The following is a 16,938-nucleotide window of genomic DNA, read 5'->3' on the forward strand; positions in this document are numbered from 1 at the left end:
GTTTAGGTCACTCCGAGCGAGATTGTTGACCTAAACCTCTTGATCACCGGGGCTGGCGGGTGGGGCGGGGCAGCGTGGCGTGGGAGGGAGTGGGTGGTAAATGCGTTGAGGGGAGGGGTTCGGGGGGTCAGGCTGGGGGGACCGCCACCCCGAGTCCCGGAGGGAATCTCCATGCGCCTGCTCCGTGATCTCTGGGCCTCCGCGCCGCGCCGCGTGACGGTCGTGATCGTGCTCGTCGTGCTCGGTGCCGCCGGTCAGGCCGCCGCCTCGGCGATCGCCGGCCCGGTGCTGGTGCACCGCTCGGCCGGCTGGTTCGTGGCGCTGGTCGTCGCGCTGGTCGTCGCCGTCTTCGGCGAGTTGGTGATCGCGCTGCTGATGGCGGGCATCACCGCCGACTGGTCCGCCGACGTGCGCCGCCGGCTCTGCCGGGTCGCCCTCGGGCAGGATCTGCCCACCCTGGAGGGCACCCCCGTCGGCGAGCTGCTCGACCGGATCGACAACGACGTCTACCAGGTCGCCTCCGAGCTGCGCAACACCGGCGTACGGCTCGTGCAGGGGTTGGTGCTCTGCCTGCTCGCCACGGTCAGCGCCCTGTTCGTCTGGTGGCCGGCCGGCGTCGTCATGCTGCTGCTCACCGCGCTGCTCGGGGTGCTGCTGCGCCGTCCCACCGCCGCCATCGCGCCGGCCCGGATGTTCGAGGAGGAAGCCTGGTCCGACCTGGCCGCCGTGATGGAGGAGGCGGTGCACGGCCAGGACGACGTCCGCACCAGCCTCGCCCAGCCGTACGTGCTGCGGTTGTACGCCCGGCGCGCCGCCGAGGTGCTGGCCCGTTGCCGCCGGGTCTTCCTGATGTCGGCGCGGGTCACCGCCGTCGCCGCCGGCACCATCCGGGTCGGCATCGCCGGGGTGGTGCTCGCCGGGGCCTGGGCGCTGACCACCGGCCGGGTCGACGGGGCCCGGTTGACCGCGATCTGGCTGCTCGCGTTGAGCTTCGGCGCGACCGTCGAACACCTCGCCCGCTGGGTGCCGCACCTCCAGTACGCGCTCGGCGCCTGGGCCCGGGTGCTGCTGCTCTCCGACGCCCGGCAGGAGCCCGCCGGCGGGGTCACCCCCACCGACGGTGACCTGACGCTGCGCGGGCTCACCTTCCACTACCCGGCGACCGGGGAGGGCGAGCGTGGGCCGGCGCTGCGTGACATCCGGCTCAGCTTCGTCCGGGGCCGGTCGTACGCGCTGGTGGGCCGGACCGGGTCGGGCAAGTCCACGCTGACCAAGGTGCTCACCCGGGCGGTCGAGGTGCCCCGGGGGACCGCCCTGCTCGGCGACACCGACCTGTGCGACCTGGACGTGGAGGAGCTGCGCCGGTGGATCGCGGTGGTGCCGCAGCGCACCGAGATCCTGGCCGGCACCCTCGCCGAGAACGTCGCCCTGTTCGACCCGGACCTGCTCGACGACGCCCCCCGGGCGCTGGCCGAGCTGGGGCTCACCGGCTGGGTCGCGGAGCTGCCGGACGGCATCCGGACCCGGCTGGGCGAGGGCGGTCACGTGCTCTCCGCTGGTCAGGAGCAGTTGGTGGCGTTCGCCCGGATCCTGGTCCGCGACCCGCACGTGGTGGTCCTCGACGAGGCCACCGCGCGGCTCGACCCGGTCACCGAGGTCCGGGTACGCGAGGCGACCGAACGTCTGCTCACCGACCGGATCGGCATCATCATCGCGCACCGGCTCTCCTCGGTGCGGCGCTGCGACGAGGTGGTGGTGATGGCCGACGGGGCGGTCCTGGAGGCCGGGCCGCTGCACTCCTCGGCCCGCTTCGCCGAGCTGCTCGCCACCAGCCACGCCGCCGCGTACACCCCGGTCGGCGCGGCCTCCACGGGCACCGCCCGGGGCGGGGTGGACCTGCTCGACGGTCCGGGGGTGGCCTGGCCGGACCCGGGCGGGCGGGCGGACACCTGGGCGGACGACGCCGGTTCGGGCGGTGCCTGGCCGGACGCCGACGTGTCAGCCCGGGGCGGGCCGGACGGCACCTGGTCGGACGTCGCCGCAGTGGTGGCCGGCGGCGCACCTCGGCCCGGGTCGGACGGCACCGGGCCGGGCGTCGACGGGCCGGACCGGGTCGGCGGGTCCGGGCGGGCGGCGGTCGCCGTACCGAAGGGGGACCCGCCGCCGTTGCCGCCGCTGCCGCCCACCCGGACGATGCGGGAGATCCTGCGGCTGGGCATGAACGACCCGCGCTTCGGCCTGCTGTCGGTCGCGTTGTTCATGGTGATCACGGTGCTCGGCCTGGACGGGACCGTGCTGCCCTGGCTCTGGGCGGACGTCGTCGACGGCGGCGACCCGTGGTTGCCGGCGATCGGCATCGCCGCCGCGCTGGTGGTCGTGCTGCCGCTGCCCTACTGGACCAACGTGCGGTTCCCCCAGTGGTGGGTCCGGCAGATGCTGCGGATGAGCCTGCGGCTGGTGCACGGGCAGACCGGCCCGCGCCGCACCAGCCGGCACACCCCGGCGGAGGTGGTGGCCCAGAGCGGCGACACCGAACGGGTCGTGCAGCTCGCCGACAACCTGATGGACCAGTTCATCGCCCTGGTGACCATGGTGACCATGACGCTGGTCACGGGCAGTCTGGTGCCGGCGTTGTTCTTCCTCGGCACGATGGCCGTCTCCGGGCTCGCCGCCACCCTGTTCGGCCCGGGACTGGAGCGTTCCGCCCGGGACACCGTGGCGGCCCGTGCCGCGTTCGCCACCGCACTGGTCTCCTCGCTGTCGGCGGCCCGTACGGTCAAGTTGGCCGGCGCGACCCGGCCGGTGCTCGCCCACCTTTCCGCCCTGGACCTGGTCCGCAGCGACCGGCAGCGGCGGGAGATCGCCGCACAGGTGTGGGCCCGGTCCACCCCGTCGGTGGCGAGCGGCCTGCTGCCGATCGGGGCGTGGGCGCTCTTTCTGGCCGGAGGGCTGTCCGCCGGTGCCACCCTGGTCGTCGTCTCCACCCTCGGCGCGGCCCGCTGGTTCGCCTGGACCACCGCGTCCCTGGTCTCGCAGTACCCGTCGGCCCGGGTCTGGACCCGCCGGACGGTGGCGATGACCGGGATCGGGGCGTACTCGGCGGAGGTGCCCGGGGTGGACCTCGCCGCCGGCACCGCCCCCGCGCCGGAGCCGCCACCGCGCCGGCCACTGCGCCGGCTGGAGCTGGCCGGCTTCGGGGCGCTGCACTCCGACGGCACCCTCGCCGTGCGGGACGTCGACCTGACCGTGGACCGGGGCCAGCTGGTGCTGGTGGTCGGGCCGGTCGGGTCCGGCAAGTCCTCACTGCTGCGGGCGTTGGCCGGGATCGTGCACCACGTCGGCGAGCTGCGCTGGAACGGTGAGCCGGTGACCGAGCCGGAGCTGTTTCTGCGCCCGCAGCAGGTCGGCTACGTCGGTCAGCTGCCCCGGGTGCTCTCCGGCACGGTCGCCGACAACATCGCCCTCGGGCACGACGTGGACGCCGACGGTGCGGTGAGCACCGCCCAGTTGGCGCACGATTTGGCGGCCGGGGGCGGGTTGGGGCTGCTGATCGGGCACAAGGGCACCCGGCTCTCGGGCGGGCAGTTGCAGCGGTTGGCGCTGGCCCGGGCGCTCGCGCCGCGCACCGAGCTGCTGGTCGCCGACGACGTGTCGTCCGCCCTGGACGTCACCACCGAGTTGGCGCTCTGGGCGGCGTTGCGCGCGCACGGGGTGACCGTGGTCGGCTCCACCTCGAAGCGGGCGGCGCTGGTCCGCGCCGACCACGTGGTGGTGCTGGTCGACGGCACGGCCGCCGCCCAGGGCCCGTGGCGGGACCTGGAGGGCGACTGGGGTCACCTGGCCGGCTGACCCCGCCCGACCCCCGCCGGTCGGGCCTGGTCGGGTCGGGCGGGCTTGCCGTCCGCGTCGGGCCGGTCGGCGCGGTGGGTGCCTTGGGTTCGGGGAGAGTTGTCGTCGCTTCAGCGACGACAACTCTCCCCGCAGGAGTTACCGCAAGCCGACAGCCCGGGTGCGGTCAGAAGGCGCGGGCGTACGGGTCGGGCCAGTCGGCGCTGGCGCCGAGCTTGGCCGCGGCCCGGCGCGGCCAGTACGGGTCGCGGAGCAGCTCCCGACCGAGCAGCACCAGGTCGGCCTCCCCGGCCGCGACGATCTGCTCGGCCTGCTCCGGCTCGACGATCAGGCCGACCGCGCCCGTGGCCACGCCCGCCTCGCGGCGGATCTGGGCGGCCAGCGGCACCTGGTAGCCCGGCCCGACCGGGATGGTGGCACCGGCCGCCGCCCCGCCGGAGGAGACGTCCACCAGGTCCACCCCGGTCGCGGCCAACTCGGCGGCGAGCGCCACGCTGTCGTCCACCGTCCAGCCGCCGTCGACCCAGTCGGTGGCGGAGATCCGGGTGAGCACCGGCACCTGTTCGCCGACGGTGGCGCGGACCGCGCGGGCCACCTCCAGGGTGAGCCGCATCCGGGCGGCCCGGTCCCCGCCGTAGCCGTCGGTGCGGTGGTTGGTCAGCGGGGACAGGAACTCGTGCAGCAGGTAGCCGTGCGCGGCGTGGATCTCCACGACGGCGAAGCCAGCGTCCACCGCCCGGCCGGCGGCGGTGGCGAACGCCGACACCACCCCGGCGATCCCGGCCTCGTCCAGCGCGGTCGGCTGCCGGTAGTCGGGCAGGAACGACTCGGCCCCGGGGCCGACCGGCCGCCAACCACCGTCGGCGTCCGGCACCCCGCCGCGCTCCTGCGCCCAGGGCCGGTACGTGCTGGCCTTGAACCCGGCGTGCGCGAGCTGCACGGCGGGCACCGCCCCCTGGCCGGCGACGAACGCGGCGACCGGACGCCACGCGTCGACGTGCGCGTCGGACCAGATGCCGGTGTCCTCGGGGCTGATCCGCCCCTCGGGGACGACCGCGGTGGCCTCGGTGACGATCAGGCCGGCGCCGCCGACGGCCCGGGAACCGAGGTGCACCCGGTGCCAGTCGGTGGGCAGGCCGTCCGGGCCGGCGCGGTACTGGCACATCGGCGCGAGGGCGATCCGGTTGGGCAGGGTGACGCCGCGCAGGGCGAGCGGGGTGAACAGGGCACTCATACGGGTGATCCTCTGGTACGGGCGGGTGGCGGTGCGGTGCGGGGCGCGGTGCGCCCCGGGAGGGGTCCCGGCCGGCCCGGCGACCGGGACCGCGGTCGGCGCGTTCAGGCGGGTGCCGGCGTCAGTTCGTCGCTGCGGGCGGGCCGGTCGGTGTCGGTGCTCCCGTCGGCGTCGATCAGGTCGCGCCGGCCGGCGTTGGCGTAGGCGTCCCGGTCCAGGGTGCCCTCGCGGGCGGCCACGATGGTCGGCACGACGGCCTGCCCGGCCACGTTGGTCGCGGTGCGGATCATGTCGAGGATCGGGTCGATCGCCAGCAGCAGACCGGCCCCGGCCAGCGGCAGGCCCAGCGTGCTCAGGGTCAGCGTGAGCATCACGATGGCACCGGTCAGGCCGGCGGTGGCGGCCGAACCGACCACCGAGACGAAGGCGATCAGCAGGTAGTCGCCGACGCCGAGGTCCACCCCGAAGACCTGGGCCACGAAGATCGCGGCGAGCGCCGGATAGATCGCGGCGCAGCCGTCCATCTTGGTGGTCGCGCCGAACGGCACCGCGAAGGAGGCGTACTCGCGGGGGACGCCGAGCCGCTCGACGGAGCGCTGGGTCACCGGCATGGTGCCCACCGAGGAGCGGGAGACGAAGGCCAGCTCGATCGCCGGCCAGGCACCGGCGAAGAAGCGCAGCGGGTTGAGTCGGCCGGCCGTCACCAGCAGCAGCGGGTAGACCACGAACAGGACGATGGCGCAGCCCACGTAGACGGCGGTGGTGAACTTCGCCAGCGGGGCCAGCAGGTCCCAGCCGTACGCGGCGACGGCGTGGCCGATCAGGCCGAGGGTGCCGATCGGGGCGAGCCGGATCACCCACCACAGCGCCTTCTGCACGATGCTCAGCACCGCGCGGTTGACCTCGACGAACGGCTCGGCCGCCGCACCGACCAGCAGCGCGGCGGCACCGACCACCACTGCGAGGAAGACGATCTGGAGCACGTTGCCCTCGACGAACGCCCCGACCGGGTTGGTCGGCACGATGCCGGTGAGGAAGTCCGTCCACGAGCCGGTGGTCTTCGGTGCGGTGGCGCCGCCGACGTCCAGGGTCACCCCCCGGCCCGGGTCGGTGAGCAGGCCGATGCCGATGCCGATGCCCACCGCGATCAACGCGGTGATCCCGAACCAGAGCAGCGTCTTGAGCGCCAGCCGGGCGGCGTTGGCCACCCCGCGCAGGCTGACCACGCTGACCACGATGGCGGTGAAGACCAGCGGCGGGACGGCCAGCTTGAGCAGCTGGACGAAGAGCCCGCCGACGGTGTCGAGGGTGCTGGCCAGCCAGCTCAGGTCGTTGGCGCGGGCGAGGAAGCCGAGCGCCACGCCGAGCACGAGGCCGAGCAGGATCTGGGCGGAGAAGGGGAATTTGCGCAGGGTGGAAGCCATCAGGATGCGTCCAAGGTCGGTAGGGGGTCGGTCGAACGGGCAGCGTCAGGAGCGCGGCTGCGCCGGACAGACCCCGCTGGCCTGACGTCGGAGATCGACGTACAGGCGCACGGTGAGGTGCCAGACATTGGTCATCGCCTGTCGACGCTACTCCCGGCCGGCCGACATGTGGAAGGAGCACTCGGCGTGAGGCTCCTTACACGGGTGTTCTCGACCCGGCGACCCGTTCGTCACGTTCGGCGCTCTCCTGATCGCCGTCCGCACCGGGCAGGACCGCTGCGGAGGCACCGGTTCGGAGCGCTGCGCAGGCACCGGGCAGGTCCGCTGCGCAGGCATCGGGTCGGTCCGCACCGGGCCGGAGTGCTGCGGGCACGTCGGGCCGGGGTCGGGTCAGCAGCAGCGCGGTGACCAGGCCCCAACCGAGGCAGACCGCCAGCAGCAGCCGTTCCAGGCCACCCACCAGGGCACCCCGGCCCACGGTCAGCAGACCCAGCGCGACGAGCACGGCCACCGGCAACGCCACCACCGAGGCCCCCCGGGCCACCCGCCGCAGGGCCGCCGTCGCCGGGCGGAGGAATCCGACCACCAGCATCGCGAGCACGGTCGCCCCGGCCGCCGCGATGCTGGCCCCGGCGTGCACCAGGTCGGCCGGCGTCGCCGCCTCGAACGGTGGCAGCGGGCAACCGGCGCTGCACGTCACCGCCCCGGAGAGCACCGCGCCGGCTGCGCCGGCCACGAGCAGGCCGGCCGCGATCCGCAGCGCCGCCGGCAGCGCGGCGGCCAGCGACAGCAGCGCCGCCGCCAGGACGAAGACCCCCATCCGGTACGTCGACGCGAAAGCGCTGCCGGTGACGCCGGCCTCACTGACGTACCCGCTCGACAGGCCCGGACCGGCCGCGACGGCGACGGTCACCGCGACCGTGCCGGCCAGCACGCAGCCGGCGGCGGCCCACCCGGCAGCGGTGCGGACCCGACCGGGGACGGGATCAGGCACGGCCGTGCGGCGTACGCCAGCCGGAAGTGTCCGGGCCGGCCGGCACCACGCCAGTGGGATTGATCTCGCGGTGGGTGGCGTAGTAGTGCCGCTTGATCTGGTCGAAGTCCACCGTCTCCCCGAACCCCGGGGTCTGGAACAGATCCCGGGCGTACGCCCACAGCACCGGCATCTCGGTCAGCTTCTGCCGGTTGCACTTGAAGTGCCCGTGGTACGCCACGTCGAAGCGGACCAGGGTGGTGAAGAACCGGACGTCCGCCTCGGTGATCGCGTCACCCATCAGGTAACGCCGCCCGGCCAACCGCCGCGACAGCACGTCCAACCGGTCGAACAACGCCGTGTACGCCTCGTCGTACGCCTGTTGGGAGGTGGCGAAGCCGCACCGGTAGACGCCGTTGTTGACGTCGGCGTGGATCTCGGCCATCAGCGCGTCCAGTTCCGGGCGCAACGCGACCGGGTAGAGGTCGGGCGCGTCCGGGGCGTGCAGGCGTCGCCACTCGGTCGACAGGTCGAGGGTGAGCTGCGGATAGTCGTTGGTGACCACCCGGCCGGTCAGCGTGTCCACCAGCGCCGGCACGGTCACCCGGCCGGTGTAGTCCGGATCGGTGGCGAGGTAGGCCTCGGAGAGGAAGCCGATGCCCAGCGCCGGGTCGAAGCCGTCCGGGTCGAGGGTGAACCGCCAGCCCCGCTCGTCGCGGATCGGGTCGACCGTGCCCAGCGAGATCACCTCGTCCAGGCCGAGCAGGCCGCGCACGATCCGGGCCCGGTGCGCCCACGGGCAGGCCCGGCACCAGATCAACCGGTACCGGCCGGCCTCCAACGGCCAGCGACCCTGGTCGTCCGGGCCGCCGCCCGCAGGCGAGGTGGAGTGCGGGGTGACCCGGCCGGTGAACCGGTTGGGCTGGCGGACGAACGCCCCGCCGCCGGAGGTCTCTGCGCTGAACTGGGCCCGGGTCATACCGCCAACCTATCCGGCGCGGGCCCGGCCGACCGGCGTCCCGTCGCGCCGCGGGTGTGCGGGGAACCGGCCGGGACGGGCCTGGATATCCTGACGCCGGACGTCCCCGTGACCCGGTGACGCCGGAACCGCCAGCCCCTTCCCACCCCCGAAGGACGTGCGTCGATGACCGTGGCATATCTCGTGGCCGGAGTCCGTACCCCGATCGGCCGGTACGCCGGCGCCCTCGCCGGGGTGCGCCCCGACGACCTGGCCGCCCACGTGCTGCGCGAACTGGTCGCCCGGCACCCGGCGGTGGACTGGTCCCGGGTCGACGACGTGGTGCTGGGCTGCGCCAACCAGGCCGGTGAGGACAACCGCAACGTGGCCCGGATGGCGGCGTTGCTGGCCGGCCTGCCGCAGGAGGTGCCGGGCAGCACCATCAACCGGCTCTGCGGTTCCGGCCTGGACGCGCTGGCCACCGCCGCCCGCGCCGTGGTGGCCGGGGAGGCCGACCTGGTGCTCGCCGGCGGCGTCGAGAGCATGAGCCGGGCCCCGTTCGTCATGCCGAAGGCCGCCACGCCCTATTCCCGCGCGGCCGAGGTGTACGACACCACCCTCGGCTGGCGGCTGGTCAACCCGCTGATGGCGAAGGGGTGGGGCATCGACTCGATGCCGGAGACCGCCGAGAACGTGGCCGCCGAGTTCGGCGTCGACCGGCGCGCGCAGGACGAGTTCGCGCTGCGCTCCCAGCACCGGGCCGCCAAGGCGCAGGCCGACGGCCGGTTCGCCGAGGAGATCGTGCCGGTGACCGTGCCGGCCGGCCGGCGGGAGACCACGCTGGTCGAGGCCGACGAGCACCCCCGGGAGACCACGCTTGCGAAGTTGGCCGCGCTGCCCACCCCGTTCCGCGACGGCGGCACGGTCACCGCCGGCAACTCCTCCGGCGTCAACGACGGTGCGGTGGCCCTGCTGGTCGCCTCCGAGGCGGCGGTGTCCCGGTACGGTCTCACCCCGCTGGCCCGGATCAGCGGCGCGGCGGCGGCGGGGGTACCACCCCGGATCATGGGGATCGGGCCGGTGCCGGCCACCCGTCGGCTGCTGGACCGGCTCGGTGTCGCCCTGGCCGACGTGGACGTGATCGAGTTGAACGAGGCGTTCGCCGCGCAGGGCATCGCGGTGCTCCGCGAGTTGGGCCTGCCGGAGGACGCCGAGCACGTCAACCCGAACGGCGGCGCGATCGCCCTGGGGCATCCGCTGGGCGCCAGCGGGGCCCGGCTGGCGTTGACCGCTGCCCTGGAGCTGCGTCGCCGGGGCGGCCGGCGGGCCCTGGCGACCATGTGCGTCGGGGTGGGCCAGGGCATCTCCCTGCTGCTGGAATCCACCGACTGAGCCGACCCTCGACCGCCGACCCTCGACCCCCGACCGCCAACTGCCGATCCCGGCCCCTGACGTCCGGCCGTCGCGTGCCGGGACGGTGGCATCCGGTGTCCGGGGGGTGGCCCTGCGTGGACCGCAGGTCGGCCCCGGGTTGCCCGACCGTCGGCCCAGCCGCAGATCGGGGTCGGCTGATCTCCCGTACCTGGACGGACGGGCCTAGAGTGGTCAGCACCACACGATCCGCGGGTCGGCCGGTGCGGCTCCGCGTGCCCGCGCACGCCGCCGACACCGGTGCCCTCCCGCACCGCGGCGACGAACTGGGGGCCAGACAGCGATGCAGACGCCGGACGGACTTCCCGCCGAGATCGACCTGAGCCGGCCCAGCGCCGCCCGGGTCTACGACTACTTCCTCGGTGGCGCGCACAACTTCGAGATCGACCGGCGGCTCGCCGAGCAGATCGCCGGCATGACCCCGAACCTCGCCGCCACCATGCGCTCCGGCCGGGAGTTCCTGCGCCGTGCCGTCCGGGTGCTGCTCGACGCCGGCATCGACCAGTTCCTCGACATCGGCTCGGGCATTCCCACCGTCGGCAACGTCCACGAGGTCGCCCAGGCCGCCAATCCGCAGGCCCGGATCGTCTACGTCGACATCGACCCGGTCGCGGTGGCGCACAGCCGGGAACTGCTCGCCGACAACGACCGGGCCATCGCCGTGCACGCCGACCTGCGCGAGCCGAAGCTGATCCTGGACGAGGCCCGCGCCAGCGGCCTGATCGACTTCGACCGTCCACTGGGCATCCTGCTCGCCGGGGTGGTGCACTTCGTTCCGGACGCCGACCGGCCGGCCGACATCCTCACCACCCTGCGGGCCGCCGCCGCACCCGGCAGCTTCCTGGTCATCTCGCACTCCACCTTCGAGGACCAGCCCCAGGAGATGCTGGACGCGCAGCGCCTCTCGGCGCGTACCGACACCGAGATCACGCTGCGGTCCCGCGCCGAGGTCACCGGCTTCTTCGGCGACTGGACGGTGCTTGCGCCGGGTGTGGTGCACATGCCGCTGTGGCGGCCCGACTCTCCGTCCGACGTGGACGAGCATCCCGAGCGGTTCGGGGCGTTCGGTGGCGTCGCCCGGTATGACCGACCCGCCGGCTGAGTCGACCATGTCCGCCGTTCCGGACCCCGGCGGCACCGACGCGTCCCGTCCGGGCGCCCAGGGCTACGCCGCCGACTGGGCCCGGGCGGTACGCCGGCTCGGATTCGTGCCGATGAGCGCGGACGAGACCGAGCGGCTGCTGCTCGTGCACACCGTACGGCTGGCGCAGGCCCTGCTCGCCGACGGGTTCTCCGCTGCCCCGGCGGAGGAGGTAGGCCGGGCGTTGGTGGAGGCGCACCTGACCGAGCCGCGCGTCCTGGACTGGTCGGTGCGGGCGCTCGGCGAGCAGTTGCCGCAGCGCGTGCTGCCCCCGGGCGACCTGCCGCCCGACCTGGCCGCCCGGGTGGCCGCGTTGCAGGGTGGGCTGGCCGCCGGATTCGGTCGGGCGCTGCGGGACCGTACCTTCAGTCAGCAGGAGCGGATCGCCCGGTCGGCCTGGCAGGCCCGGGATTCGGTGGAGCGGGCGCTGCGCGACAGCGAGGCGCGGTTCCGGGCGGTCTTCACCGGCGCGGTCATCGGCATCGGCATCGCCGGCATCGACGGGCAGATCATCGACGTCAACCAGTCCTTCGCCGACATGCTCGGTTACAGCCCGGAGGAGTTGCGGCAGACCAACGTGTCGTCGCTGTTCCACGCCGAGGACGCGGCCGGGATGTGGGAGATGTACCAGGAGTTGATCGAGGGCAAGCACGACAGCGTCCGGGTGGAGAAGCGCTACTACCGCAAGGACGGCACGGTCGTCTGGACGGACCTGGCCGTCTCGCTGATCCGGCACGACGATGGCCGCCCCCGGTTCACGGTCGCGATGATCGAGGACATCACCCAGCGGTACGAGCTCCAGCAGCGGCTGCGTTTCCAGGCGCTGCACGACCCGCTGACCGGCCTGCCCAACCGGACGCTGTTCTTCGAGACCCTCGGTCAGGTCTTCGCCGACGCCGGGCCGGAGCAGCGGATCGGCATCTGCTTCCTGGACCTCGACGGGTTCAAGGCGGTCAACGACAGCCTCGGCCACGACCTCGGCGACCGGCTGCTGATCACCATCGCCCGGCGGCTCTCCGACTGCGTCATCGGTCAGGGGCACCTGGTGGCCCGGATGGGCGGCGACGAGTTCGTCATCCTGGTCAACGGCGGCGAGGGGATCGACGACGCGGTCGGGGTCGCCGAGTTGGCGCTCGCCGCGGTGGCCGCGCCGGTGCTCGTCGGCGACCACCAGCTCGCCGTCTCGGCCAGTGTCGGGGTGGTCGAGTGCCCGGCCAGCGAGACCAGCGTCTCCGAGCTGATGAAGGCCGCCGACACCACGCTGTACTGGGCGAAGGCGGAGGGTCGCGGCCGCTGGGCGGTGTACGACCCGGAGCGCAGCGCCGCCGACATCGCCCGGTCCGCGCTGGCCGCCGGCCTCCCGGCGGCCCTGGACCGGGGCGAGTTCGTGGTCCACTACCAGCCGATCGTCTCCCTGCTGGACGGCTCGATGATCGCGGTGGAGGCCCTGGTCCGCTGGGCCCACCCGGAGCTGGGCCTGGTCGGCCCGGACCGGTTCATCGGGCTGGCCGAGGAGACCGGGCTGATCGTCCGGCTCGGCGAGTGGGTGCTCCGGCAGGCGTGCCGTGACGCCCGCGCCTGGCATCGCGAGTTCCCCGGGGCGAAACTGGTGGTCAGCGTCAACCTGGCGGCCCGGCAGGCCGACGACCCGGCCATCGTGGACACCGTCGCCAGCGCGCTGAGCCGCACGGGCCTGCCGGCGGAGCTGTTGCAGCTGGAGCTGACGGAGAGCGCCGTGATGGGCACCGCCGGGGAGCCGTTACGGTCGTTGTACCGGCTGGCGGATCTGGGCGTACGGCTGGCCATCGACGACTTCGGCACCGGCTACTCCAACCTGGTCTACCTGCGGCGGCTGCCGATCCACTGCCTGAAGTTGGCCGGCCCGTTCGTCGAGGGCATCCGGGGTGCCGGCGACGACCCCCCGCCCGACCACCGGGACGAACGGATCGTCGACGCCCTGGTCCGGTTGGCGCACGCGCTGGAGCTGTCGGTGACCGCCGAGGCGGTGGAGACCGGGGAGCAGGCCGAACGGCTGCGGGCGTTGCGCTGCGACACCGGACAGGGCCGCTGGTTCGGCCCACCCGCCCCGGCGGATCAGATCACCGCCCGGCTGCGCGGGGAGACGACGGAGTGACCTGCTCCCCGGCCAGTCCGGGGTGGGACGGCCGGAACTGGCCGGTCGGGTGCGGCTGGTCGGGTGCGGGTGACCGGAAGCGGCTGGTCGGGTGCGGCTGGTCGGGTGCGGGTGACCGGAAGCGGCTGGTCGGGTGCGGGTGGTCGGGTGCGGGTGGCTGGAAGTGGCCGGTCGGAAGTGGCCGGTCGGGTGCGGGTGGCCGGCGGGGAGCCCGGTGCTCTGGCATGGTGTCGACGTGACCGGGGCGGGACCGGGCGGGGGAGAGGTGGCGGGGTGAGCCTGACCGATGGTGGGGCGGCGGTCTCGGTGGTCGCGGCGATCGCGATCGTCGCCGGGCTGGCCGGGGTGGTGGTTCCCGGCCTGCCGGCGCTGCCGCTGTGCTGGGGCGGGGTGCTGCTCTGGGCGATCTTCAGCGATGCCGGGCCGGGCCGCTGGGCGGTGCTCGGCGCGGCCACCGTGGTCGCCGCCGCCGGTGCTGTGATCAAGTATGCCTGGCCGGGGCGCAACCTCAAGCGCACCGGGGTGCCGACGTCGTCGCTGCTCGTCGGGGGTTTGCTCGGACTGGTCGGGTTCTTCGTCATCCCGGTGATCGGCCTGGTGATCGGCTTCGTCGGCGGGGTGTGGGGGGCCGAGCGGCTGCGGTTGGGCAGCAACCAGCTCGCCTGGCCGGCGACCGTGCAGGCGTTGAAGGCCGCCGGCCTGTCCATGATGGTGGAGTTCCTGGCCGGCCTGATGATCGCCGCCCTCTGGGTGGCCGGCCTCCTCTTCACCTGACCCGCAGGCCGGGCACCGGCAAGATCGACTCACTTGGGCCGATGTTGCGGCATCCGGCCGCCGGGACACCGCAACGTCGACCCAAGCGAGTCGATCAAGACGAGTCGATCAGGGTGGAGTAGGTCGGGGCGGCAAGATTGACTCTTCTGGGTCGACGTTGCGGTGTCCGTGCGCGGCGGGTACCGCAACATCGACCCAGGCGAGTGGATCAAGGCGGCAGTGGATCAGGCGGCAGTGGGCAGGGCGGGAGTGGGTGGCAGGGCGGGAGTGGGTGGCGGGGCAGGAGTGGGTGGCAGGGCGGGAGTGGGTGGCGGGGCGGGACGCCCGTCGGGTACGGCGGGACGCCGTACGTGAGAGAGAGGTGGACGCCCCGCACCGCCGTGGTGCCGGGCTCCTGCCGAGCGCCCGGCGTCGGCCCGTCGCGATCGGGCCTGGTCACGGGCTCAAGCATCCGTCGGTGCAGTGCCCGGGGCAACCTGATTACCGCCGGGCCTGGGCGACGCGATTTAACGAGTTCGGCACCGGCGACGGATTGACCGTGGTGATCGGCGGGACGAGACTCGGGCGCACTCGCACCGGGATCACCCGGGGCAGTACCGGGTACCACCTCAGGGAGGTGTGCTGTGGCCACAACGCCCCCGCCGACCACCGGGCAACCGCCGAGCGCCGGCACCGGGCAACCGCCGACCGCCGGACCACCGCAGGCGCCGGACGACGACGCCCGACGGCTCGCCGAACTCGGCTACCAGCAGGAGTTGCACCGCAAGTGGAGCGGCTTCTCCAACTTCGCCATCTCGTTCTCGATCATCTCGATCCTGGCCGGCTGTTTCACCACCTTCGGCCAGGCGTGGAACAACGGCGGGCCGGTCGCCATCTCCTGGGGCTGGCCGCTGATCTCGCTGTTCATCCTGATCATCGGGTTCTGCCTGGCCGAGCTGGTCTCGGCGTACCCGACCGCCGGGGGGATCTACTGGTGGGCGGCGAAGATGGGCAAGCCGGTGCACGGCTGGTTCACCGGCTGGCTCAACCTGATCGGCCTGGTCGCGGTCACCGCGTCGGTGGACTACGGCTGTGCCACCTTCCTCAACCTGACCCTGTCGGCGCTCTTCGACGGGTGGGAGGGGACGCTGCGGCAGGCATTCGTCCTGTTCGTGATCATCCTGGCCCTGCACGGGCTGATCAACATCTTCGGGCACCGGATCATCGACGTACTCCAGAACGTCTCGGTCTGGTGGCACGTGGCCGGCGCCACCGCCGTGGTGGCCATCCTGCTGCTGGTGCCGGACGAGCACCAGAGCTTCCAGTTCGTCTTCACCGAGCGGTTCAACAACTCCGGGTTCGGTGACGGCAGCACCGGTGGGTTGACCTTCTGGTTCTATGTGCTGCCGCTGGGATTCCTGCTCACCCAGTACACGATCACCGGCTTCGACGCCTGCGCGCACGTCTCCGAGGAGACCCGGGGCGCGTCGCAGGCCGCCGCCCAGGGGCTGTGGCGGTCGATCTTCTATTCGGCGGTGGGCGGCTGGATCCTGCTGCTGGCGTTCCTGTTCGCCGCCACCGACGTGGACGCGATCAACGCGGCCGGCGGGTTCTCCGGGGCGATCTTCGAATCCGCGTTGACCCCGTTCTTCTTCAAGACGGTCATCATCATCTCCACCATCGGGCAGTTCTTCTGCGGGATGAGCTGCGTGACCTCGATGAGCCGGATGGCGTACGCGTTCAGCCGGGACCGCGCGGTGCCCGGCTGGCGGCTCTGGTCCAAGGTCGACCGTAACGGCACCCCGGCCAACGCGATCATCGGGGCGACGCTGGCCGGCCTGGTGCTCACCCTGCCGGCGCTCTACCAGAGCGACGGTGTCCCGGTCGCCTTCTACGCGGTGGTGTCGGTGGCGGTGATCGGCCTCTACCTGTCCTTCGTCATCCCGATCGCGCTGCGGCTGCGCCTCGGCGACCGGTTCGAGCCGGGGCCGTGGACGCTCGGGCGCAAGTACAAGTTGTTCGGCTGGATCGCGGTGGTCGAGATCGTGATCATCTCGGTCTACTTCGTGCTGCCGATCGTGCCGGCCGGGGTGCCCGGCAACGACGGGTTCAGCTGGTCGGCGGTGAACTACGCGCCGCTGGCCGTCGGCGGGGTGCTGCTCGGGGTGGGCATCTGGTGGTACGCCTCGGCCCGGAAGTGGTTCACCGGCCCGCGCCGGACCGTCGACGTACCCGGGTCGGGGGCGCATGCGGCGGCGGACGCCGCGCGGGCCGACGGACCGGCCTGACCGCGAACGTCCCGGTCGCCGACGGTACGGAGCGGCAGCCCCTGGTGGAGCCCTGCGGGTTCCGGCCAGGGGCTGCCCGGTTGCCGGCGGACGTCCCGTCGGCGCGGGTCAGGATGTCAGAGATAGATGCTGTTGCTGAAGGTGAGCGGAATGAAGGTGGTCGGGCCGCCGTAGCTCCAGGTGATGAAGGCGTCCGCGCCCGTTTTGTATTCGCCGCTCGACCGGGGGTACTCGGTGTCCGCGGTCGTGGTGGTGGTGCTGTAGTTCGTGTAGGTGTTGTAGGTGACCTGGGTGCCGTAGCGGAACAGGGCGACCTCGACCTGGGCCGCGTAGACGGGGTAGGTGCACCGGACCGTCGCGAGGCCCTCCTCACCGCCACCGTACGGGCCGCCGTAGTAGACGAACGGGGTGCTCGGGGTCAGCGTGCAGGTGACGGTGATGGAACCGACGGTCCCCGTCACGGAGGTCGAGGCGAGGGTGCCGTAGGAACCCGCCGACGGGCCGGTGGCCCCGGCGGAGAGCGGAGCGAGGCGGCCGGCCGTCGCGCCGCCGGTGGCGGACGATCCCGCCGAGGGCTTCGCGGCGTCGGCCCCGGCGGCGCGGGGTGCCGCCTGGGTCGGGCTGGCCACCGCGAGCAGCGCGGCGGAAACGGCGATCGCCACCAGGGCGGCGAGGGCCCGGGGCTTTCCACTCAGACGTACTCTCGTCATTTTGCGTCCTTCGGTGCGTCGTGATGGAGCAGTTCGGGCATTT

Annotated in this window: 11 protein-coding genes; 6 read left to right on the forward strand and 5 right to left on the reverse strand. The window is 73.4% G+C overall.

Going from position 1 to position 16,938, the window contains the following annotated elements; genetic code table 11:
* The first annotated feature begins 171 nt into the window (after window positions 1-171).
* Window positions 172-3,849 carry an ATP-binding cassette domain-containing protein gene (locus GA0070216_RS15260; RefSeq protein ID WP_091245993.1) on the forward strand — a complete coding sequence of 1,226 codons (3,678 nt, stop codon included), beginning with the start codon at window positions 172-174 and terminating at the stop codon, window positions 3,847-3,849.
* 166 nt (window positions 3,850-4,015) lie between these two features.
* Here GA0070216_RS15260 and GA0070216_RS15265 read toward each other — a convergent pair whose 3' ends face one another.
* The 4 genes from GA0070216_RS15265 to GA0070216_RS15280 all read right to left on the reverse strand — a co-directional run bounded on the left by GA0070216_RS15265 (window position 4,016) and on the right by GA0070216_RS15280 (window position 8,459).
* Window positions 4,016-5,083, reverse strand: a complete 1,068-nt coding sequence (locus GA0070216_RS15265; protein WP_091245995.1) for an NADH:flavin oxidoreductase/NADH oxidase — start codon at window positions 5,081-5,083, stop codon at window positions 4,016-4,018.
* Window positions 5,084-5,187: 104 nt separating this feature from the next.
* On the reverse strand, window positions 5,188-6,495 hold the full coding sequence (locus GA0070216_RS15270; RefSeq protein ID WP_176738979.1) for a dicarboxylate/amino acid:cation symporter: 1,308 nt from the start codon (window positions 6,493-6,495) through the stop codon (window positions 5,188-5,190).
* 208 nt (window positions 6,496-6,703) lie between these two features.
* A complete protein-coding gene (locus GA0070216_RS15275) occupies window positions 6,704-7,501 on the reverse strand; it encodes a DUF998 domain-containing protein (protein WP_091246000.1) in 798 nt (265 codons plus the stop codon).
* The gene (locus GA0070216_RS15280; protein ID WP_091246003.1) at window positions 7,494-8,459 is read right to left on the reverse strand and encodes a glutathione S-transferase family protein; all 966 of its coding nucleotides are present in this window, start codon (window positions 8,457-8,459) and stop codon (window positions 7,494-7,496) included. Before GA0070216_RS15280 ends, GA0070216_RS15275 begins: the two co-directional genes overlap by 8 nt.
* A 165-nt stretch (window positions 8,460-8,624) precedes the next feature.
* Between GA0070216_RS15280 and pcaF the strand changes: the two genes are divergently transcribed.
* The 5 genes from pcaF to GA0070216_RS15310 all read left to right on the forward strand — a co-directional run bounded on the left by pcaF (window position 8,625) and on the right by GA0070216_RS15310 (window position 16,185).
* Window positions 8,625-9,830 (forward strand): 3-oxoadipyl-CoA thiolase, encoded by a 1,206-nt coding sequence (pcaF, locus tag GA0070216_RS15285; protein WP_091246006.1) that lies wholly within the window; start codon window positions 8,625-8,627, stop codon window positions 9,828-9,830.
* A gap of 322 nt (window positions 9,831-10,152) precedes the next feature.
* Entirely contained in the window at window positions 10,153-10,971 is an 819-nt protein-coding gene (locus tag GA0070216_RS15290) for an SAM-dependent methyltransferase (protein WP_091246008.1), read from the forward strand.
* Window positions 10,972-10,978: 7 nt separating this feature from the next.
* On the forward strand, window positions 10,979-13,144 hold the full coding sequence (locus GA0070216_RS15295) for a putative bifunctional diguanylate cyclase/phosphodiesterase (RefSeq protein ID WP_091246256.1): 2,166 nt from the start codon (window positions 10,979-10,981) through the stop codon (window positions 13,142-13,144).
* A 273-nt stretch (window positions 13,145-13,417) separates the two neighbouring features.
* A complete protein-coding gene (locus GA0070216_RS15300; protein ID WP_091246011.1) occupies window positions 13,418-13,918 on the forward strand; it encodes a DUF456 domain-containing protein in 501 nt (166 codons plus the stop codon).
* A gap of 623 nt (window positions 13,919-14,541) precedes the next feature.
* Window positions 14,542-16,185: an amino acid permease gene (locus GA0070216_RS15310; protein ID WP_245722515.1), complete on the forward strand. Its 1,644-nt coding sequence runs from the start codon at window positions 14,542-14,544 to the stop codon at window positions 16,183-16,185.
* A 116-nt stretch (window positions 16,186-16,301) separates the two neighbouring features.
* On the opposite strand, the gene GA0070216_RS15315 is transcribed toward GA0070216_RS15310, so the two are convergent.
* Window positions 16,302-16,895, reverse strand: coding sequence for a hypothetical protein (locus GA0070216_RS15315; protein ID WP_141723101.1), 594 nt, complete (start codon window positions 16,893-16,895; stop codon window positions 16,302-16,304).
* Window positions 16,896-16,938 lie beyond the last annotated feature (43 nt).

Origin of the sequence: Micromonospora matsumotoense, from assembly GCF_900091525.1 — a bacterium.
Classification (GTDB): domain Bacteria; phylum Actinomycetota; class Actinomycetes; order Mycobacteriales; family Micromonosporaceae; genus Micromonospora; species Micromonospora matsumotoensis.